This is a genomic window from Streptomyces microflavus (assembly GCF_014650075.1).
Classification (GTDB): domain Bacteria; phylum Actinomycetota; class Actinomycetes; order Streptomycetales; family Streptomycetaceae; genus Streptomyces; species Streptomyces microflavus.
This window is the reverse complement of sequence record NZ_BMUG01000002.1, coordinates 502,816-521,344: the sequence shown is the minus strand read 5'-3', so window position 1 is coordinate 521,344 and position 18,529 is coordinate 502,816. Positions and strand designations below refer to the sequence as shown.

Genomic DNA, 18,529 nt, shown 5'->3' with positions numbered 1-18,529 from the left:
TGCTGAAGGCCCCCTACGGCTTACTGCTTACCGCACTGCGGGACCAGCTTCTTCTCTTCCTCCGAGAGGCTGGGGCCGGGAGTGGGAGTCGCTTTGGTCGGCTTGGTCCCCGCGGTGGGCGGAGTGGCGGAAGTCTCGGCCTCGGTCTCGGCCGCGCGGCGCTGCGCGTCCTTCTTGCAGGCGGAGGCCTGGGCGGCGAGTTCGTCGACCTTCTTGCGGGCGTCGGTGATGCTGCCCTCGGCGATCGTGGCCTCGACCTGCTTGCGCTGGTACGGCGGCAGGTACTTGAGCTCGATCTCGGGGTGGTTCTTCTCGACCTCGGAGAGCGAGATCCAGGCGAGGTCCTGGCTGATGCCGCGGAACAGCGCCACGTTCTCGTTCTGCGCGCCGACGTAGAACTGGGTCTGCGTCCAGCGGTAGCCGCCGTAGAGGCCACCGCCGATCACGGCCAGCGCCAGCACGGTGAAGACGGAACGCTTGAGCCATTTACGGCCGCCGCGCGGCTTGGCCAGGTCGTCGTCGGTGTAGGAGTCGTACGAACCGTCCGGCATGGAGCCGTAGCCGGCGTCGCCGCTGCCGGGCGGGCCGAAGCCGCCCTGCGGGGCCGGGGCGGGACGGCCGAGCCCGGCCGCGCGCCCGGCGGGGGTCTGCATGGCCCCGCCGTCGCTCAGCTGGGCCGCCTGGTTCTCCGCGACCGCGCCGACGACGACCGGGGTGTCGTTGAGCCGGCCGGCCAGGGTGTCGTTGTTGTCGACGTCCAGGACGTCGGCCACGATGCAGGTGATGTTGTCGGGGCCACCGCCGCGCAGAGCCAGCTGGATGAGCTCCTGGATGGTCTCCTGCGGGCCCTGGTAGCTGGCCAGGGTCTCTTCCATCGTCTGGTGGGAGACCACGCCGGAGAGGCCGTCGGAGCAGATCAGATAGCGGTCACCGGCGCGGACCTCGCGGATGGAGAGGTCCGGCTCGACATGGTCGCCGCTGCCCAGTGCCCGCATCAGCAGGGAGCGCTGCGGGTGGGTGGTGGCCTCTTCCTCGGTGATGCGGCCCTCGTCGACGAGGCGCTGCACCCAGGTGTGGTCCTGGGTGATCTGCGTCAGGACGCCGTCGCGCAGCAGATATGCGCGGGAGTCGCCGACGTGCACCAGGCCGAGGCGCTGGCCGGTCCAGAGCAGGGCGGTGAGCGTGGTGCCCATGCCCTCCAGCTGGGGGTCCTCCTCGACCATGACGCGCAGCTGGTCGTTGGCCTGCTGCACCGCCGTGGCGAGCGAGGTGAGGATGTCCGAGCCCGGTACGTCGTCGTCGAGCTGGACGAGCGTGGAGATCACCTCGGAGCTGGCGACCTCACCGGCCGCCTGGCCGCCCATGCCGTCGGCGATGGCGAGAAGGCGCGGGCCGGCATAGCCGGAGTCCTCGTTCCCCTCCCGGATCATGCCCTTGTGCGATCCGGCGGCGAAGCGCAGGGACAGACTCATGCGCACCTGCCCGGTCGACGCCGCGTCGGGGTACAGCCTGTCTGGAGCCACACTGCCCACCCTCCGGTCGGGAACCGGGCGGCGTCCGTCGTCCAGGCCGCCGCGGCTCGCTCGCTCCGCTCGCTCATTGTCGTACTACTTCCGCAGCTCGATGACGGTCTTGCCGATACGGATCGGCGCGCCCAGCGGAACAGGCGTCGGGGTGGTGAGCCGGGTCCGTTCCAGATACGTGCCGTTGGTGGACCCGAGATCCTCAACGATCCACTGTCCGTCCCGGTCCGGATAGATCCTGGCATGCCTGCTGGACGCGTAGTCGTCGTCCAGCACGATCGTTGAATCGTGGGCCCGGCCCAGCGTGATGGTCTGGCCCTGGAGCGCGACCGTGGTGCCCGTGAGGGTGCCTTCGGAGACGACCAGTTTGGTGGGTGCCCCGCGGCGCTGGCGCCCGGGCTGCTGGCGCTGCTGGGGCGGCGCCGCTTGTTGTTGTTGGCGGCCCTGCTGCGGGCGCGCTTCGGCGGCAGTGCGGCGTGAGCCGCGCTGCGTGACGCGCGTTCCGAACAGGTCGCTGCGGATGACCTGGACGGCCACGATGACGAACAGCCACAGAACAGCCAGGAAACCTAGCCGCATGACCGTCAGGGTCAGCTCTGACATTGCCCCCGCTTCACCCTTCGGCTTGCCGGTAAACGATGGTGGTGCTGCCCACGACGATCCGCGAGCCGTCGCGGAGCGTAGCGCGGGTGGTGTGCTGCCCGTCCACCACGATGCCGTTGGTGGACCCGAGATCCTGGATCGTCGAGGGCGTTCCGGTCCGGATCTCACAGTGCCGGCGCGATACGCCGGGGTCGTCGATCCGCACGTCGGCGTCGGTGGATCGTCCCATCACCAACGTCGGGCGGGAAATCTGGTGGCGGGTGCCGTTGATCTCGATCCAGCGCCGCACCTGGGCGTCCGGCAGCGCGCCGGGCCCGGCCGGCGGGCGCCGGTCGCTCGTGGGGGCCGCGGGCCGTCCGCCGCCCGGCGGCGGGGCCGCGGGCATCGGCGGAGGTGCTGCCGGGGGGTAGCCGTAGCCGCCGGGCGCCTGCGGAGCGGCGGGCCGCCCGGGGGCGGGCCGCTGGGGCTGGCCGTGCTGTCCCGGCTGGTCGGACTGTGACGAACTCGACGCCAGGGTGCGGCTGCGCACCCGGTAGAGACCGGTGTCGAGGTCGTCGGCCTTCTCCAGGTGGACCTTGATCGGTCCCATGAAGGTGTAGCGCTGCTGCTTGGCGTAGTCGCGCACCAGGCCGGACAGCTCGTCGCCCAGCTGGCCCGAGTACGGGCTGAGCCGCTCGTAGTCGGGAGTGCTGAGTTCGACGATGAAGTCGTTGGGGACGACGGTCCGCTCGCGGTTCCAGATCGTCGCGTTGTTGTCGCACTCCCGCTGGAGTGCTCCCGCGATCTCCACCGGCTGCACCTCGGACTTGAAGACCTTGGCGAAGGTGCCGTTGACCAGCCCTTCGAGGCGCTGCTCGAAACGCTTCATGACCCCCATGGGGCACCTCCTCCGGTGTCATCGTCCCTGTACTGCTTACTGATCGTATCCACGCGTCGGGAAATCGGCTGGTTCCCCTTCTCTGCCCTGTGGATGAGTGTCACCCCTCACACGGATCGTAGAGGTGGCCTCCTCACAGTGTCCCGCACACGCGATGCTCTCTGGAGGAGTGGGGGCGATGGCTCCGCGTTCCCGTTTCCCCTCCAGGGATCGGCAAAACAACGGATGTGAATCCACCCTGTCCACCGTGCTAATCTTCCGGATGTCGCCAGGGGAACGCACCGAACAAACGGTGGGAGAGCCTGGAAACACCACTCTTGCGCGAGTGGCGGAACGGCAGACGCGCTGGCTTCAGGTGCCAGTGTCCTTAGGGACGTGGGGGTTCAAATCCCCCCTCGCGCACAACGAGCGGTTGCTTGCAACTGTTCATGTTGATTCGAGAGAACCCCCGCTTCGGAGAGATCCGGAGCGGGGGTTCTTCGTTGTTCCGTCGGCTGTGTCGGCGGGGCGGCGGAAGGGTAAACAGGCAGCGCGGTCGGTATGTCCCGTCGGAGGACGAGACGGTCGTCGGGGCCTCTCCGGTGCGGTTGCTGGAGCGGTTTCCGGACAGACCGATGGTCTGTGGGGCGGCATGCATGCATACGCTGACCGCAGAGGCTGGATCGACGGCTGCTCGGCAGTGAAGGGCTGAGCGCACAGAACGTCCCGGAGGCAGGAAATGGCGAAGCAGGCTCGCGCGGTGCAGACGTGGCGGTCGATCGTGGATGCCGCGGCGAGTGTCTTCGACGACTACGGCTACGAGCGCGCCGCCATCTCGGAGATCCTCCGCCGCGCCAAGGTGACCAAGGGGGCGCTGTACTTCCACTTCGCGTCCAAGGAGGCCATCGCCCAGGCGATCATGGACGAGCAGACCTCCACGGTCGAGTTCGCCCAGGAGGGATCGCCGCTCCAGTCGCTGGTGGACGGCGGCCAGCAGTTCGCCTTCGCCCTGCGCCACAACGCGATGGCGCGTGCCGGTACCCGCCTCTCCATCGAAGGCGTCTTCCTCGGCGGGCCGCACCCCTGGGGCGACTGGATCGATGCGACGGCCCGGATGCTGGAGCTGGGCAAGGAGCGGGGCGAGGTGCTGCCCCATGTCGATCCGATGGTGTCCGCCAAGGTCATCGTGGCTTCGTTCACGGGTATCCAGCTGATATCGGAAGCCGACTCCGGGCGTGCCGATCTGCGGGAGCAGGTGGCCGAGATGTGGCGCCACCTCCTGCCGTCGATCGCCCACCCCGGTGTCATCGCCCACATCAAGCCCGAGGGCCGGGTGGATCTCGCGGCCCAGGCGCGTGAGATGGCGGAGCAGGCGGAGCGTGAGGCCCGGGAGATCGCCGCTGCGGCGGAGGCGGCCCGTGGGTCCGCGGCAGCCGGTCCGCGGAACGGCGGGGGCGGCCAGCGCGGCGGGACCGGTCGCGGTACGCGGGACCAGGCCGAGGAGGAAGGTGCCGACGAACCTGCCGGGGCCGGTGCGACGGCCGGCGGACGGATCTGACCGGAGGCTGTGTTTCGTTTCACGTGAAACGTCCGGTTGGTGATCACCCGGTGGAAGACATGGCAGGGCCGCGGAACTCGATCGAGTTCCGCGGCCCTGTTTTCTTTCTTCCGTTGTGGTGCTGCCCGTCGGGTCAGGCGGCGAGGCGGGAGGCGAGAGCCTTCGCCTTCTCCCGGGCCTCGTCGAACGCCTTGGCACGGGAGGCCTCGGCGAGCGGGATCAGCTCGGCCATCGTCGGCTGCGAGTGGGCGAGGGTCAGCTCCGGAACGATGAAGTCCACCTCGGCGGAGAACATGCTCGTGAGCAGCTTCTCCAAGTAATTCTGGACAAATTCGAAGCCCTCGCGCGGCGTGCCGGGAGCGTACGAGCCGCCGCGGCTGGCGACGACGGTCACCGGGGTCCCGGCCACGGGGGAGTCCGGCCCCGCGTTGTGCCCGACGATGATCACCTGGTCCAGCCAGGCCTTGAGGGTCGAGGGGATCGTGAAGTTGTACATCGGCGCACCGATCAGGACGGCGTCCGCCGCTGCCAGCTCCTCCGCGAGCTCCCGGCGCAGCGGGTCGTCGGCGCCCGCCACCACTGCCGCCGCGTCCAGGTGGGGCAGCGGGTCGGCGGCGAGGTCGCGACGGACGACGGTGCCGTCCGGATTCTGCTCGAGCCAGGCCTGGACGAACGCGGCGGTGACGTCGCGGGACGCGGAGCCCTGGGGAAGGACGGCGGAGTCGAGGTGCAGAAGCGTGGCCATGGGGATCTCCACAGAGAGCGAAGGGGACGGGGCGGCGCCGGATGCCCGAGCGCTGCCCCTTTCCGTACGTAACTACTAATAGCATAGTCCCTTACTTTTCATAAGTGCCCTACTCCGGCGCAGTACTCTAGGGGTATGGCAGATCACAGCGAGCAGACCTGTCGGCGGGTCGATGTGGGCATCAGCCGTGTCTTCGAACTGTTCGGCAAGCGCTGGACCGGGCCGATCGTCTCGGTGCTGCTGCAGAGGCCGGTGCACTTCGCGGAGTTGCGCCGCGCGATTCCCGGGATCAGCGAGCGCATGCTCTCGGACCGGCTGGCCGAGCTCGGGGCGGCCGGTCTGGTGATCCGGGAGGTCGACGAGGGGCCGCCGCTGCGCGTCGCGTACCGCCTCACCGAGGCCGGTGCCGCGATGGAGCCGGCGCTCAAGGAGCTCGGGCAGTGGGCGGACACGTATCTCGCGGAACCGGAGCCGGGTACCGGCTGCTGATCTGCTGCTGGGCCGTCGAGGGTCGCTCCGGAGTTGTCCACAGGGGCGGACGGCCGCGGGGGAACGGCGGTACGGTCTTGCTCGGTCCGAGAGCCGACGAGGTGGGGGAGGCGACGCTCCATGGGCGTCAACGAAGGTACGGGCGTTGGCGGAGGCGTGAGTCCCGTCGGAGGCGTGAGTCCCGGCGAGGGAGCGGCGCCGGAGCAGCGGGCGTCCGGGGCGGAGCAGAGGGGGTCCGGGGCGGACGGCCGTATACCCGTCGTGCCCGGGTTCGCCCGGCGCGGGGAGGCGGGTTCCGCCAAGGACGCGGGCAAGGCGCTCCGCGACCGGGTTCCGCGTTCCGCGCACGGTTCGCTGGTCCTGCCGTCGGGCCGCCCCGACGCGGTGCGGGCCGTCGAGGAGTCCAACCGGGGCCGGGTGCCGGGGCTGGCGCCGATCCGGGTGGGACGGATGGCCGCTTCGCCCTTCGCCTTCCTGCGCGGCTCTGCCGGGCTGATGGCCCACGACCTGACGGGGACCCCCGTCACCGGCGTGGGGGCCCAGCTCTGCGGTGACGCCCATGCCGCCAACTTCGGCCTCTACGGCGACGCCCGGGGCAACCTGGTCATCGATCTCAACGACTTCGACGAGACCGTCTTCGGTCCCTGGGAGTGGGACCTCAAGCGGCTCGCGACCTCGCTCGTCCTGGCGGGCCGGGCCGCCGGGGCGGATGAGGACACCTGCCGCAAGGGCGCCTTCGACACCGTCGGCGCCTACCGGCGCACGATGCGGCTGCTGGCGCGACTGCCCGCGCTCGACGCCTGGAACGCCATCGCGGACGAGGAGCTCGTCTCGCACACGGACGCCCGCGATCTGGTCGGCACCCTGGAGAAGGTCTCGGAGAAGGCCCGCAGGAACACCAGTGCCCGGTTCGCCGCCCGGTCCACGGAGGACTGCCTCGACGGCGGCCGGCGCTTCGTCGACGCCCTGCCGGTGCTGCGCCGGGTGCCGGACGCCGAGGCCGCGGCGGTCGCGGCCGGGCTCGCCGGCTATCTCTCCACGGTGTCCGAGGACCGGGTGCCGCTGCTGGCGCGGTACGCGATCCATGACGTGGCGTTCCGGGTGGTCGGCACCGGCAGCGTCGGGACCCGGTCGTACGTGGTGCTGCTGCTGGACCACCGCGGGGAGCCGCTGGTCCTCCAGGTGAAGGAGGCGCGTCCCTCGGCGCTGGCGCCCCACCTGCCGGACGTCGGCTTCGATGTGCCCCAGGAGGGGCACGAGGGCCGCCGCGTGGTGCTCGGCCAGAAGCGGATGCAGGTCGTCAGCGACATCCTGCTCGGCTGGACGGATGTGGACGGCAGGCCGTACCAGGTGCGCCAGTTCAGGAACCGCAAGGGCAGCGTGGATCCTGCCGCGCTCACCGTCGAACAGGTCGACGACTACGGCCGGATGACCGGCGCCCTGCTGGCCCGCGCGCACTCCCACAGCGCCGACCCCCGTCTGCTCGCCGGCTACTGCGGCAAGAACGACGAGCTCGACGCGGCGGTGGCCGACTTCGCGGTGACGTACGCCGACCGTACGGAGGCGGACCACGCGGAGCTGGAGCGGGCGATCAAGACGGGCAGGGTGGCCGCCGAGCGCGGTATATGAGGGGCCACGGGCCCGGTAGGCCGCCTCACCGGGCCCGGGAGGCCGCTCCACCGGGCCCGGGCGGTACAGGGCGTGCGGCCGTGGCCATACGCTGGACGGGTGACCCACGAAGCCGCCGGGGTGCCTCCCACCCGGAACGATGATGACCGGCAGGACAACGACCGGCCCGCCGAGCCGCAGACCGTGCCGGAGACGCAGGACGCGCCGGCCTCTCCGGCGGGGGATGCCGGGGAGGCCGGAGCCCCGCAGGACGCCGCGCCGCGCCCCGAGGCGCGGCTGGCCAAGGCCGTGCAGGTCGCCGAGCAGGCGCTGATCGAGTTCGAGATCGCGGTGGAGACCTTCCGGGTGGAGGTCGAGAACTTCTCCCGGCTGCACCACCAGAAGCTCGGCCCGATGTACGCGCGCCTCGACGAGCTGGACGCGCAGATCGCCGAGGCGCGGGCCGCGAGGACCGGTGACCCCGAGGACCTGCGCAAGGCCAAGGAGGCGCGGGACATCGTCATGCCGATGCCCGGCGTCGACGAGCTCTTCCACGACTGGATGGACTCCGACGGGCTCTCCCCCGAGGCGTCCGCCATGCTCACCGAGCAGCCGGTGCGGCCGCCGAAGCGGGTCAGGCCCAGTGAGGAGGCCCGCAAGCTCTACCGGGAGCTGGCCCGCAAGGCCCACCCGGACCTGGCCCAGGACGAGCCGGAGCGGGAGCGCCGGGACGAGTTCATCACCCGGGTGAACGCCGCCTACGGGCGCGGCGACATCGAGCTGCTCAAGGAGCTGGCGGCGGAGTGGGCTGCGGGCCCGGTCCAGCCGCTCTCGCCGCTGAGCGAGAGCGAGGAGCTCTACGCCCGCCTGGAGTGGCTCAGCAGGCGCAAGGAGCTGCTCACGGTGCTCGCGGGCGAGCTGGAGGAGAGCGCGATCGGCTCCATGCTCCGGATGGCCCCGGACGACCCGGACCAGCTGCTGGCGGACATCGGGGACCAGTTGCTGGGCGAGGTGGCCAAGCGTGAGGCCGAGCTCGCGGAGATGGTGCAGTAGCGTTCCCGGTGACTCTGCCGCGTCACTACGAGAGAAGGCATGACCCATGAATTTCGCCCCGCTGCCCTCGGTGGACGTCGCGGAGGTGCCGTCGGACGGCCTGATCCTGGACGTCCGCGAGAACGACGAGTGGGCGGCAGGCCATGTCGAAGGTGCGCTGCACATTCCGATGAGCGACTTCGTGGGCCGGTTCGGTGAGCTGACCGAGGCCGCCGGGGACGGCCGGCGCGTCCATGTGATGTGCCGGGTCGGCGGCCGGTCCGCCCAGGTCACGCAGTACCTGGTCCAGCAGGGGATCGACGCCGTGAACATCGACGGCGGCATGCTCTCCTGGGACGGGGCCGGGCGCCCGATGGTTACGGAGAACGGGGCCTCGGCCTTCGTGCTCTGAGGCTCACCGGCCTGTCTCCGCCCGCCCCGGCCCGTCTCCGCTGGGTCGTCGCTCTCCGCCCGGCCGGGTCAGCTCAGCGGGTGGGCGGCCAGCAGGTCGCCCAGCGCCTCCTCGTGGGCCGCCGCCGGGCCGAGGGAGAGCTCGATCTGCTTCGCCCAGGCGTGGAAGCGGTGCAGCGGATAGTCGGTGTCCGCGCCGAAGCCGCCGTGCAGGTGCTGGGCGGTCTGCACGATGCGGCGCACCCCGTCGGAGGCCCAGATCTTCGCCACGGCGATGTCGCCCGCGGCCGGCAAGGGGCCCCCGGCATCGGTGGAGATCCGCCAGGCGGCCTGCCAGAGCGTCACCTCCATCGCCCGCAGGTCGATGTACCGGTCGGCGGCCTGCACCGCCACCGCCTGGAACGTGGCGACGGGGAACCCGAACTGCTCGCGTTTTCCGGTGTATTCGGCGGTCATCGCGAGCACCCGCTCGCCAAGCCCGAGCGCCAGCGCGCAGGTTCCCGTGGTGAGCAGGGCCCGCAGCCGGTCCCAGGCACCGGGCGCGTCGATCAGTTCATGCGCTTCCACGCGTACGGAGTCGAGCCGGACCTCCGCCAGCCGTTCGCCGCTGGTGGAGACCTGGTCCGCGAGGGTGACCCCCTCGCGGGTGGGGTCCACGAGGGCCAGTACGGCCCGGCCCTCGCCGGTGTGGGCGGGCACCGCGATCAGGTCGGCCACCTGCGCCCAGGGGACCGCCGACTGCACGCCGTCCAGCACCCAGCCCGAAGGAGCGGCCCCGGAGCCCTCCGGCCGTGCGGTGACGGCGAGTTCGGCCGGGTCGTGGCCGGTGCGCCCGTTGGCCCCGGCGGTCAGGATCAGCTCGCCCCTGGCGGCGCGGGGCAGCAGCTCCGCCGCGAGGGTGCTCTCCCCGTACCGCTCGACGGCCATCGCCACCGCGCAGCTCTCCAGCAGCGGGACCCTGGCCAGGACCTTGGCCGACTCGCGCAGGACCAGGCAGAGCGCGACCGGGTCGAGCCCGGCGCCCCCGTACTCCTCGGAGAGTGTGAGGCCGAGCAGGTCCGAGCTCGCGAGTTCGCCCCACAGCCGGCGGTCGATGTCCTCGGCCACGGCGCCCGGGGTCAGGGCGGGGCTGGGCACGCTGTCGGGCGCGACGCCGGAGAAGACCGCCCGGGCCGCCTCCACGGCTGCCTGCTGTTCCTCGGTGAAGGTGAAGTCCACTGTTCCGGCCTCCCGTTGGCGGTCCCTGGCGGGCCGTCAAGATAGAACAGGTTCTAGGAGAAGGGAACAGGTTCCACGGGAGGGAACAGCCTCAGCGGTCGAAGTCCAGCTCCACCTCCGGGGTGAGCGGATGCGACTGGCAGGCCAGCACGAAGCCCGCGTCCGTCTCCTCCGGTTCCAGTGCGAAGTTCCGTTCCATCCGGACCTCCCCCGAGACGAGGAACGCCCGACAGGTCCCGCAGACCCCGCCCTTGCAGGCGTACGGAGCGTCCGAGCGGCTCCGCAACACCGTCTCCAGCAGCGATTCCGTCTCCTTCACGGGCCAGCTGCCCGAGCGGCCGTGCAGGGTGGCCGTCAGGGTGGAGTCGGAGGGGGCGGCGACCTTGACCACCGTGACGTCGGACGGGCCGTCGTCGACGTGGAAGATCTCCTGGTGGACCCGGGTCCGGTCGACGCCGAGCGCGCGCAGGGCGCTCTCCGTCCCCCGTACGAGCCCCAACGGCCCGCACAGGAACCAGCCGTCCACGTCCGCCACCGGAAGCACCGCGGGCAGCAGTGAGGTGAGCCGCTCGGTGTCCAGGCGGCCGGAGGGGAGCCCGGCCGACTGCTCCTCCCGGGAGAGCGCGGTGATCAGCTGGAAGCGGTCCGGGTAGCGGTCCTTGAGGTCCGCCACCTCGTCCAGGAACATCGTGGAGGCCGCCGTGCGGTCGCTGCGGATCAGACAGAACCGCGCCTTCTCCTCCTGGGCCAGGAGCGTGGCCGCCATCGACAGCACCGGCGTGATCCCGCTGCCGCCGACCACCGCCGCGAAGAGACCGGGACGCGGCTTCAGGACGAACCGGCCCATCGGAGGCATGGCCTCCACCTGGTCCCCGACGGACAGCTCCTTCAGGGCGTAGGTGGAGAACGCCCCGCCCTCGACCCCGCGGATGCCGACCCGCACGACCGGTGCGGCGGGCTGCTCGGCGGCCGGTGCGCAGATCGAGTAGGAGCGGCGGATCTCCTTGCCGTCCACGCTGTAGCGCACGTTCAGATGCTGGCCGGGGGTGTGGCGGAAGGTCTCGCGCAGCTCGGCCGGCACGGCGAAGGTGACGGCCACCGCATCGTCCGTGATCCGTTCGATCGCGCTGACCCGGAGCGGATGGAACATCTACAACTCCTTGAAGTGGTCGAACGGCTCACGGCAGGCGACGCAGCGGCGCAGGGCCTTGCACGCCGTGGAGGAGAACCGGCTGAGCAGCTCGGTGTCCGTGGAGCCGCAGTGCGGGCAGCGCACCGAGAGCGTCAGGGGCACGGGGCCGCCGTCGGCGCTGTGGGCGCGCGGGGGCGCTATGCCGAACTCGGCCAGCTTGCGGCGCCCTTCGGCGCTGATGTCGTCGGTCGACCAGGCCGGTGCGAGCACCGTGACCACGGAGACCTCCGGCACGCCGTGGTCGTGCAGCACCCGCTCGATGTCGGCGGACATGGTCTCGATCGCCGGGCAGCCGGTGTACGTCGGGGTGAGCCGCACGGTCACCCGGCCCGGGGCCTCCACGTCCACGCCCCGCAGGACGCCGAGCTCGGCCAGGGTCAGCACCGGCAGCTCGGGGTCCGGGACGGAACCGGCGAGGGAGCGCAGCTCCGCCTCCAGGGGGGTGTCGGTCACCATGACGCCCCCGGGTGGCTGCGGTGCAGGTGCTGCATCTCGGCGAGCATCCGGCCGAACGGCTCGGTGTGGAGGCCCTGCCGCCCCGCGCCCGCCGCCCAGGCCCCGGCCCGAGGCCCGGTCGGCAGTGTCAGCGTGGCCCGCTCCACGGTGCCGGTGACGGCGGCGAGCCAGGTGCGCTCCAGCTCCTGCCGGTCGAGGCCGGAGCCGGTGTCGTCCAGCCCTTCGACCGGCTGGAACATCTCTCCGGTGAAGCGCCAGAGCGCCTCCAGGCCGGCCTGCATCCGCTGATGGCTCTCGGCGGTGCCGTCCCCGAGCCGCAGGACCCACTGCTCGGCGTGGTCGCGGTGGTAGGCGACCTCCTTGACGGCCTTCGCCGCGAGGTCCGCGAACTCGCCGCCCCCGACCGCCAGCCGCTCGTACAGCAGGTGCTGGTAGACGGAGAAGTAGAGCTGCCGGGCGATGGTGTGGGCGAAGTCCCCGTTCGGCTGCTCGACCAGCTGGAGGTTGCGGAAGGCCCGCTCCTCGCGGAGGTAGGCCAGCTCGTCCTCGTCACCGACGAGGGAGAGCAGCACCCGCGCCTGCCCCAGGAGGTCCAGCGCGATGTTGGCGAGGGCCACGTCCTCCTCCAGGACGGGGGCGTGGCCCGCCCACTCCCCCAGCCGGTGCGAGAGCACCAGCGCGTCGTCGCCGAGGGCGAGGGCCGCGCTCACAGGTGCTTCACCCCGTCCGGGATCTCGTAGAAGGTCGGGTGGCGGTAGGGCTTGTCGCCGGCCGGCTCGAAGAACGAGTCCTTCTCGTCGGGGGAGGAGGCGGTGATCTGCGTGGAGGGGACGACCCAGATGGAGACGCCTTCGGAGCGCCGGGTGTAGAGGTCGCGCGCGTTGCGCAGGGCCATCTCGGCGTCGGGCGCGTGGAGGCTGCCCGCGTGGGTGTGGGAGAGCCCGCGCCGGGAGCGCACGAACACCTCCCACAGCGGCCAGTCGGTCGAGCTGCTCATGCCGTCTCCTCCACGTGCGGTGCCTGCTGTGCGTGCTGGGTCTGCTGTACGGGCGGGGTGGTGTGCTTGGCGGCGTACGCGGCGGCCGCGTCCCGGACCCAGGCGCCCTCTTCGTGGGCCTTGCGCCGCTGGGTGATCCGCTGCTCGTTGCACGGGCCGTTGCCCTTGAGGACCTCCTGGAACTCCGTCCAGTCGATCGCGCCGAAGTCGTGCTGTCCGCGCTCCTCGTTCCACCGGATGTCGGGGTCCGGCAGGGTGAGGCCCAGCGCCTCGGCCTGGGGCACGCAGATGTCCACGAAGCGCTGCCGCAGCTCGTCGTTGGAGTGGCGCTTGATCTTCCAGGCCATCGACTGCTCGGAATGGGACGACGCGTCATCGGGCGGGCCGAACATCATCAGGGACGGCCACCACCAGCGGTCCACCGCGTCCTGGGCCATCGCGTGCTGGGCCTCGGTGCCGCGGCTGAGGGCGAGCAGCAGCTCGTAACCCTGGCGCTGGTGGAAGGACTCCTCCTTGCAGATGCGGACCATCGCGCGGGCGTAGGGCCCGTAGGAGCAGCGGCAGAGCGGCACCTGGTTGGTGATGGCCGCGCCGTCCACCAGCCAGCCGATCGCGCCGACATCGGCCCAGGTCAGGGTGGGGTAGTTGAAGATCGACGAATAGCGCTGGCGACCGGCGTGGAGCTTGTCGAGCAGCTCCTCGCGGCTGGTGCCCAGCGTCTCGGCCGCGCTGTAGAGATACAGGCCGTGTCCGGCCTCGTCCTGCACCTTGGCCATCAGGATCGCCTTGCGGCGCAGCGAGGGCGCGCGGGTGATCCAGTTGGCCTCGGGCTGCATGCCGATGATTTCCGAGTGGGCGTGCTGGGCCATCTGGCGGACCAGAGTGGCGCGATAGGCCTCGGGCATCCAGTCGCGCGGCTCGATGCGGTCGTCGGCCGCCACGGCCGCGTCGAAGGCCGCGAGGCGTGCCGCGTCCGCCGGGTCCCCGGCCGTGCCCGCCACCGTCCCTGTCGCTTTCGCCGTGCCTGAGGTGCTCTGCGTCTTCTGGTCCGCAGTCACTGCCGCCATCCCGGGCTCCCTACCGACCGATCGTTCGGTTCATTGACTTCAATGGTCGGTCGGAGGCCCGTAGGGTGTCAACCCTGTGGATAACCGAGTGGTGATCGATCGTGAGCGGGGCGGGATGGATGCGGACCACGACGGGAGCTCCGGGCGCGGGGATTCCGGCAGCGTGCACGAGGACGTCCGGCCGCAGGCCGTGAGCCCCGGGCGGGCCGGACCGGACACTCCGGCGCCCGAAGCGGAGGCTCCGGTACCCGCTCCCGGTCCCCCCGGGACCGGTGCGGGCATAGCCGGGCTGTCGTTCGGCTACCAGGTCGTCGCCGCCCTGGCGCTCTCCCTCATCGGGCTCCTGGCCTGCGCACAGGTGGCGATGGTCTTCCTCCACGTCGCCCCGTCCAACACGCTGTCCAAGCAGCACGGGAAGACGGTCGACGACTGGATCTACCCGGAGTTCGAGCAGAACTGGAAGCTCTTCGCTCCCAACCCGCTCCAGCAGAACATCGCCGTACACGTCCGGGCCGAGGTCTCCGGGGCGGACGGGCTCCGCACCACCGACTGGATCAGCCTCACCGAAGCGGACGCCGAAGCGATACGCGGCAGCCTCTTCCCCAGCCATGTGAACCAGAACGAGCTCCGCCGGGGCTGGGACTTCTACGTGAACTCGCACGACAACCAGGACAAGCCCAACGGCCTGCGCGGCGAACTCTCCGAGCGGTACGTCCGGCGCATCGCGATGCTGCGGCTGAGCGAACGCGACCTGGGCGGCACGGTCGAACGCATCCAGATGAGGTCGGCCACCAGCCTGATCGCCCCGCCCTCGTGGGCCCCCGAGAAGGCCGACACCCGCCCCGCCCACCGCGTCCTGCCCTGGTGGAACGTGACCCCCGACGACCTGCCTGCCCCGCGTGACGCGGCGCGCGGCGAGGAGGGGGACAAGTGACCACCACCCCGCCCACCGCACCACCGGCCGGCCGGCCCGCCCATGCCCCGGACCCCGGCACCCCGGACCGGATCGCCGCCGCCGGAGCGGCTCTGGCCCGCGCCCTCCAGCGGATCACCGCCTGTGCCCTCGGCCCGTACCAGAGCGCCGTCATCCGGATCGGCTTCGCCGCCACCTATCTGTTCTTCCTGCTGCGCGAGCTGCCGCACCGCCATGAGCTGTACGGCCCCGACAGCCCGTGGCACTGGGACCTGGCCCGTCGGCTCACCGCCGGGAACGACGCCTTCTCCGTCCTCCTCTGGTCGGACAGCACCCTCTGGTTCGAGGCGGTGTACGCGCTCACCGTGCTCTCCGCCGCCGCCCTGCTCCTGGGGTGGCGCACCCGGACCATGTCGGTCCTCTTCATGGTCGGTGTGCTCTCCGTACAGAACCGCAGCGTCTTCATGGGCGACGGCGGCGACAACGTCATCCACCTGATGGCGATCTACCTCGTGCTGACGCGCTGCGCCCAGGTCTGGTCGCTGGACGCCCGGCGCGCCGCCCGCGACGCGGAGCGCGGCGCGGCGGGCCTGCCGCCCCGGCGGGACGTCGTGGGCCCGGTGCTCTGGGCGGTCCTCGGCCCGGTCCTGCTGGGCGCCACGCTGATGGACGGCCTCGGCGGGACCTGGTGGTTCCCGGTCCTGCTGTGGATCCTCTGGCTCTCCGCCGCCGCCTGGTGGGCCGCCGAGCGCTACGCGCCGCGCGGGCAGCAGCGGGCCCTGCTCGATGTGCTGGCCAACCTCGTCCACAACGCCACGCTCGTCGTGATCATGGTCGAGGTCTGCCTGATCTACGCGACCGCCGGCTGGTACAAGATCCAGGGCTCGCGCTGGCAGGACGGCACCGCGCTCTTCTACCCGCTCAAGCTCGACTACTTCACCCCGTGGCCCGCCCTCTCCGACGTGCTCGCCTCCAGCGGGCTGATGGTGATGGTGCTGACGTACGCGACGGTCATCGTCCAGGTCGCGTTCCCGTTCACCCTGTTCAACCGGCGGATCAAGAACGTCCTGCTGGTCATGATGATCGGCGAGCACGCCGGGATCGCCCTGCTGCTCGGGCTGCCGTTCTTCTCGATGGCGATGATCGCGGCGGACGCGGTGTTCCTGCCGACGGTCTTCCTCGTGTGGCTGGGCGGCCGGGCCGCGCTGGGCCGGCAGCGGCTGCTCGGGTGGCTGCCGCGGCGGTCGCGCTCCCCTGAGGCCGGCGGCCCGCAGCAGGTGCCCACCGCACGCTCGGCGCCGGAGGAACGCGGCGGTACGGGGGAGGCCCCGCCGCACGGCTCAAGTGGGGGCCATACGCTCGTCGGGTGAGCAGCGAGACCGGCAGTACCCCAGAGCCCCCGTCCGAGCCCCTCCAGTACGACGACGGCTACGGCCAGGAGATCGGCGTCGGGCCGCACCCGCTGCCCTGGCCCGAGGGCGAGCGCTACGACCCCGAGCTGCTCGCCCTCGGCGACCGGCGCAACGTCGGTGACGCGTACCGCTACTGGACGCGGGAGGCGATCGTCGCCGATCTCGACCTGCGGCGGCACGACTTCCATGTGGCCGTGGAGAACTGGGGCCACGACTTCAACATCGGCTCGGTGGTGCGGACCGCCAACGCCTTCCTGGCGAAGGAGATCCACATCGTGGGCCGACGGCGCTGGAACCGGCGCGGCGCCATGGTCACCGACCGCTACCAGCATGTGCGCCACCACCCGGACACGGCGGACCTGACCGCGTGGGCGGCGGCCGAGGGGCTGCCGATCATCGGGATCGACAACCTCCCCGGCGCCGTACCGCTGGAGCGGACCGAGCTGCCGCGCCGGTGTGTGCTGCTGTTCGGGCAGGAGGGGCCGGGCCTGACCGAGGAGGCGCGCAAGCACGCCTCGATGGTGTGCTCGATCGCCCAGTTCGGCTCGACCCGGTCCATCAACGCGGGGGCCGCGGCGGCGATCGCGATGCACGCGTGGGTGCAGCGCTACGCCGATGTCCCCGACCCCCGGGACGCCCGCTAGCTACGCCTGGCGGCGCACCTCGACCACCCGGAAGCGGTTGGCGACGAAGGCCGCGTCGCACAGGGCCGCGTTCGCGGCCGGGTTGCCGCCCGAACCGTGGAAGTCGGAGAAGGCTGCCGTCTGGTTGACGTAGACCCCGCCGGTCAGGTTCAGCGAGAGCTGGGCCGACTCGTCCAGGCAGACGTCCTCGATCGCCCGCTCCACCTCGGCGGAGGTGGTGTAGGCGCCGACCGTCATCGCGCCCTTCTCGCGGATCGTGCGGCGGAGCAGCTCCAGGGCGGCGGACGTCGACTCGACCGCCACGGCGAAGGAGACCGGGCCGAAGCACTCCGAGAGGTAGGCCGCGTCCTCGTCGGTCTTGGTGCCGTCCAGCTTGACGACGACCGGCGTACGGACGACGGCGTCGGGGAATTCGGCGTTGGCGACCGTACGCGAGTCCAGGGCCACCTCGCCCAGCTCACCGGCAGCCTCCACCCGGGCCTTGACGTCCGGGTTGACCAGCGCGCCGAGCAGGGCGGCCGCGCGGGCGTCGTCGCCGAGGAGTCCGGTGACGGCCGCCGCGATGTCGTTGACCACGTCGTCGTAGGACTTGGCGCCGTCGTCCGTGGTGATGCCGTCCCGGGGGATCAGCAGGTTCTGCGGGGTGGTGCACATCTGGCCGCTGTAGAGCGAGAGGGAGAACGCCAGGTTGGCGAGCATGCCCCGGTAGTCGTCGGTGGAGTCGACGACGATCGTGTTGACCCCGGCCTTCTCCGTGTAGACCTGTGCCTGGCGGGCGTTGGCCTCCAGCCAGTCGCCGAAGGCGGTGGAGCCGGTGTAGTCGATGATCCGGATCTCGGGGCGGACCGCGAGGGTCTTGGCGATGCCCTCGCCCGGCCGCTCGGCGGCGAGCGCGACCAGGTTGGGGTCGAAGCCCGCCTCGGCCAGCACCTCACGGGAGATCCTGACGGTGAGCGCCAGCGGCAGCACGGCCCTGGGGTGCGGCTTCACCAGCACCGGGTTGCCCGTGGCGAGCGAGGCGAAGAGGCCCGGGTAGCCGTTCCAGGTGGGGAAGGTGTTGCAGCCGATGAGCAGCGAGATCCCGCGGCCGGTCGTGGTGAACGACTTCGTCAGCTTCAGCGGATCGCGCTTGCCCTGCGGCTTCGACCAGTCCGCGGTCTCCGGCGTGCGGACCTGCTCCTGATAGGCGTACGCGACGGCTTCCAGACCGCGGTCCTGGGCGTGCGGGCCGCCCGCCTGGAACGCCATCATGAAGGCCTGGCCGCTCGTGTGCATCACGGCGTGGGCCAGCTCATGGGTGCGGGCGCTGATCCGCGCCAGGATCTCCAGACAGACCAGGGCCCGGGTCTCGGGACCCGCCGCCCGCCAGGCGCTCGTGCCCGCCTGCATCGCCGGGAGCAGGACGTCCACGTCGGCGTGCGGATACTCCACGCCGAGCTCCGGCCCGTACGGCGAGGTCTCCCCGCCCGTCCAGCCGTCGGTGCCGGGCTGTCCGAGGTCGAGCCGGGTGTTCAGCACCGCGTCGAAAGCGGCCTTGCCCTCGGCCGCTCCGAGACTGCCCGGGGCGCCGCCCTCCCCGTACGCCTTCGGGTGCTCGGGGTGCGGCGACCAGTACGCGCGCGTACCGATCGTGTCGAGGGCCTGGTCGAGCGTGGGCCGGTGGGTCTCGGACAGCTGCTGGGGGGTGAGCGCGGCGGCCATGGCGGACCAACTCCTCATCGAGCCGGGCGGGGACGTACGGACGGAGTTAGAGTAACCGAACGATCGGTCGGGACAAGGGGCCCCGGCGAACCTGTGGATAACTT

General features: G+C 71.4%; 19 protein-coding genes and 1 tRNA gene. 9 read left to right on the top strand and 11 right to left on the bottom strand.

The features are described 5' to 3' along the window. Positions 1-20: 20 nt before the first annotated feature. The 3 genes from IE264_RS07405 to IE264_RS07395 form a co-directional block, all read right to left on the bottom strand. Positions 21-1,472 carry a Stp1/IreP family PP2C-type Ser/Thr phosphatase gene (locus IE264_RS07405; protein ID WP_032755882.1) on the bottom strand — a complete coding sequence of 484 codons (1,452 nt, stop codon included), beginning with the start codon at positions 1,470-1,472 and terminating at the stop codon, positions 21-23. A gap of 135 nt (positions 1,473-1,607) precedes the next feature. Then, positions 1,608-2,126 (bottom strand): FHA domain-containing protein FhaB/FipA, encoded by a 519-nt coding sequence (locus IE264_RS07400; protein ID WP_015609796.1) that lies wholly within the window; start codon positions 2,124-2,126, stop codon positions 1,608-1,610. A 10-nt stretch (positions 2,127-2,136) separates the two neighbouring features. Beyond that, positions 2,137-3,003 (bottom strand): FHA domain-containing protein, encoded by an 867-nt coding sequence (locus IE264_RS07395; protein WP_031122512.1) that lies wholly within the window; start codon positions 3,001-3,003, stop codon positions 2,137-2,139. Positions 3,004-3,322: 319 nt separating this feature from the next. Here IE264_RS07395 and IE264_RS07390 point away from each other — a divergent pair. Together IE264_RS07390 and IE264_RS07385 are read left to right on the top strand one after the other, a co-directional pair. Next, a tRNA-Leu gene (locus IE264_RS07390) sits at positions 3,323-3,405 on the top strand. 316 nt (positions 3,406-3,721) lie between these two features. Continuing rightward, the gene (locus IE264_RS07385; RefSeq protein WP_015609794.1) at positions 3,722-4,540 is read left to right on the top strand and encodes a ScbR family autoregulator-binding transcription factor; all 819 of its coding nucleotides are present in this window, start codon (positions 3,722-3,724) and stop codon (positions 4,538-4,540) included. A gap of 133 nt (positions 4,541-4,673) precedes the next feature. Here IE264_RS07385 and IE264_RS07380 read toward each other — a convergent pair whose 3' ends face one another. Beyond that, complete coding sequence (locus IE264_RS07380) at positions 4,674-5,285, bottom strand: FMN-dependent NADH-azoreductase (protein ID WP_032755883.1); 612 nt, start codon at positions 5,283-5,285, stop codon at positions 4,674-4,676. Between the two features lie 135 nt (positions 5,286-5,420). On the opposite strand from IE264_RS07380, the gene IE264_RS07375 reads away from it, so the two are divergent. The 4 genes from IE264_RS07375 (at position 5,421) to IE264_RS07360 (ending at position 8,826) form a co-directional block, all read left to right on the top strand. Then, a complete protein-coding gene (locus tag IE264_RS07375) occupies positions 5,421-5,774 on the top strand; it encodes a winged helix-turn-helix transcriptional regulator (protein ID WP_015609792.1) in 354 nt (117 codons plus the stop codon). A gap of 120 nt (positions 5,775-5,894) precedes the next feature. Next, positions 5,895-7,403, top strand: a complete 1,509-nt coding sequence (locus IE264_RS07370) for a DUF2252 domain-containing protein (protein WP_078657414.1) — start codon at positions 5,895-5,897, stop codon at positions 7,401-7,403. 99 nt (positions 7,404-7,502) lie between these two features. Then, positions 7,503-8,435, top strand: coding sequence for a J domain-containing protein (locus tag IE264_RS07365; RefSeq protein ID WP_032755884.1), 933 nt, complete (start codon positions 7,503-7,505; stop codon positions 8,433-8,435). 46 nt (positions 8,436-8,481) lie between these two features. Beyond that, positions 8,482-8,826 carry a rhodanese-like domain-containing protein gene (locus IE264_RS07360; RefSeq protein WP_015609789.1) on the top strand — a complete coding sequence of 115 codons (345 nt, stop codon included), beginning with the start codon at positions 8,482-8,484 and terminating at the stop codon, positions 8,824-8,826. A gap of 68 nt (positions 8,827-8,894) precedes the next feature. On the opposite strand, the gene IE264_RS07355 is transcribed toward IE264_RS07360, so the two are convergent. From IE264_RS07355 to paaA, 6 genes are all read right to left on the bottom strand, one after another. Beyond that, positions 8,895-10,043 (bottom strand): acyl-CoA dehydrogenase family protein, encoded by a 1,149-nt coding sequence (locus tag IE264_RS07355; RefSeq protein WP_032755886.1) that lies wholly within the window; start codon positions 10,041-10,043, stop codon positions 8,895-8,897. 91 nt (positions 10,044-10,134) lie between these two features. Continuing rightward, positions 10,135-11,193 carry a 2Fe-2S iron-sulfur cluster-binding protein gene (locus tag IE264_RS07350; RefSeq protein WP_032755887.1) on the bottom strand — a complete coding sequence of 353 codons (1,059 nt, stop codon included), beginning with the start codon at positions 11,191-11,193 and terminating at the stop codon, positions 10,135-10,137. Further along, entirely contained in the window at positions 11,194-11,691 is a 498-nt protein-coding gene (paaD, locus tag IE264_RS07345) for a 1,2-phenylacetyl-CoA epoxidase subunit PaaD (protein WP_032755888.1), read from the bottom strand. Beyond that, entirely contained in the window at positions 11,685-12,401 is a 717-nt protein-coding gene (paaC, locus tag IE264_RS07340) for a 1,2-phenylacetyl-CoA epoxidase subunit PaaC (protein WP_032755889.1), read from the bottom strand. Before paaC ends, paaD begins: the two co-directional genes overlap by 7 nt. Further along, positions 12,398-12,688: a 1,2-phenylacetyl-CoA epoxidase subunit PaaB gene (gene paaB / locus IE264_RS07335; RefSeq protein ID WP_015609784.1), complete on the bottom strand. Its 291-nt coding sequence runs from the start codon at positions 12,686-12,688 to the stop codon at positions 12,398-12,400. Before paaB ends, paaC begins: the two co-directional genes overlap by 4 nt. Beyond that, complete coding sequence (paaA, locus tag IE264_RS07330; RefSeq protein ID WP_032755890.1) at positions 12,685-13,755, bottom strand: 1,2-phenylacetyl-CoA epoxidase subunit PaaA; 1,071 nt, start codon at positions 13,753-13,755, stop codon at positions 12,685-12,687. The genes paaB and paaA overlap by 4 nt, the downstream gene beginning before the upstream one ends. Before the next feature lie 115 nt (positions 13,756-13,870). On the opposite strand from paaA, the gene IE264_RS07325 reads away from it, so the two are divergent. From IE264_RS07325 to IE264_RS07315, 3 genes are read left to right on the top strand one after another with little or no spacing between them, the layout of a single operon-like run. Further along, the gene (locus IE264_RS07325) at positions 13,871-14,689 is read left to right on the top strand and encodes a DUF5819 family protein (protein WP_180288949.1); all 819 of its coding nucleotides are present in this window, start codon (positions 13,871-13,873) and stop codon (positions 14,687-14,689) included. Continuing rightward, positions 14,686-16,038: an HTTM domain-containing protein gene (locus IE264_RS07320; RefSeq protein ID WP_032755892.1), complete on the top strand. Its 1,353-nt coding sequence runs from the start codon at positions 14,686-14,688 to the stop codon at positions 16,036-16,038. The genes IE264_RS07325 and IE264_RS07320 overlap by 4 nt, the downstream gene beginning before the upstream one ends. After that, a complete protein-coding gene (locus IE264_RS07315; RefSeq protein ID WP_015609780.1) occupies positions 16,035-16,724 on the top strand; it encodes a TrmH family RNA methyltransferase in 690 nt (229 codons plus the stop codon). The genes IE264_RS07320 and IE264_RS07315 overlap by 4 nt, the downstream gene beginning before the upstream one ends. Here the strand turns inward: IE264_RS07315 and paaN are convergent, their stop codons facing one another. Continuing rightward, on the bottom strand, positions 16,725-18,425 hold the full coding sequence (paaN, locus tag IE264_RS07310) for a phenylacetic acid degradation protein PaaN (RefSeq protein ID WP_032755894.1): 1,701 nt from the start codon (positions 18,423-18,425) through the stop codon (positions 16,725-16,727). It lies immediately after the preceding gene. Positions 18,426-18,529 lie beyond the last annotated feature (104 nt).

Bases quoted from the DNA above. Each gene is read 5' to 3' on its own strand.
- IE264_RS07405 (WP_032755882.1), bottom strand. From the start codon at position 1,472: ATGAGTCTGTCCCTGCGCTTCGCCGCCGGATCGCACAAGGGCATGATC.
- IE264_RS07400 (WP_015609796.1), bottom strand. From the start codon at position 2,126: ATGTCAGAGCTGACCCTGACGGTCATGCGGCTAGGTTTCCTGGCTGTT.
- IE264_RS07395 (WP_031122512.1), bottom strand. From the start codon at position 3,003: ATGGGGGTCATGAAGCGTTTCGAGCAGCGCCTCGAAGGGCTGGTCAAC.
- IE264_RS07385 (WP_015609794.1), top strand. From the start codon at position 3,722: ATGGCGAAGCAGGCTCGCGCGGTGCAGACGTGGCGGTCGATCGTGGAT.
- IE264_RS07380 (WP_032755883.1), bottom strand. From the start codon at position 5,285: ATGGCCACGCTTCTGCACCTCGACTCCGCCGTCCTTCCCCAGGGCTCC.
- IE264_RS07375 (WP_015609792.1), top strand. From the start codon at position 5,421: ATGGCAGATCACAGCGAGCAGACCTGTCGGCGGGTCGATGTGGGCATC.
- IE264_RS07370 (WP_078657414.1), top strand. From the start codon at position 5,895: ATGGGCGTCAACGAAGGTACGGGCGTTGGCGGAGGCGTGAGTCCCGTC.
- IE264_RS07360 (WP_015609789.1), top strand. From the start codon at position 8,482: ATGAATTTCGCCCCGCTGCCCTCGGTGGACGTCGCGGAGGTGCCGTCG.
- IE264_RS07350 (WP_032755887.1), bottom strand. From the start codon at position 11,193: ATGTTCCATCCGCTCCGGGTCAGCGCGATCGAACGGATCACGGACGAT.
- paaD (WP_032755888.1), bottom strand. From the start codon at position 11,691: ATGGTGACCGACACCCCCCTGGAGGCGGAGCTGCGCTCCCTCGCCGGT.
- paaB (WP_015609784.1), bottom strand. From the start codon at position 12,688: ATGAGCAGCTCGACCGACTGGCCGCTGTGGGAGGTGTTCGTGCGCTCC.
- paaA (WP_032755890.1), bottom strand. From the start codon at position 13,755: ATGGCGGCAGTGACTGCGGACCAGAAGACGCAGAGCACCTCAGGCACG.
- IE264_RS07325 (WP_180288949.1), top strand. From the start codon at position 13,871: ATGGATGCGGACCACGACGGGAGCTCCGGGCGCGGGGATTCCGGCAGC.
- paaN (WP_032755894.1), bottom strand. From the start codon at position 18,425: ATGGCCGCCGCGCTCACCCCCCAGCAGCTGTCCGAGACCCACCGGCCC.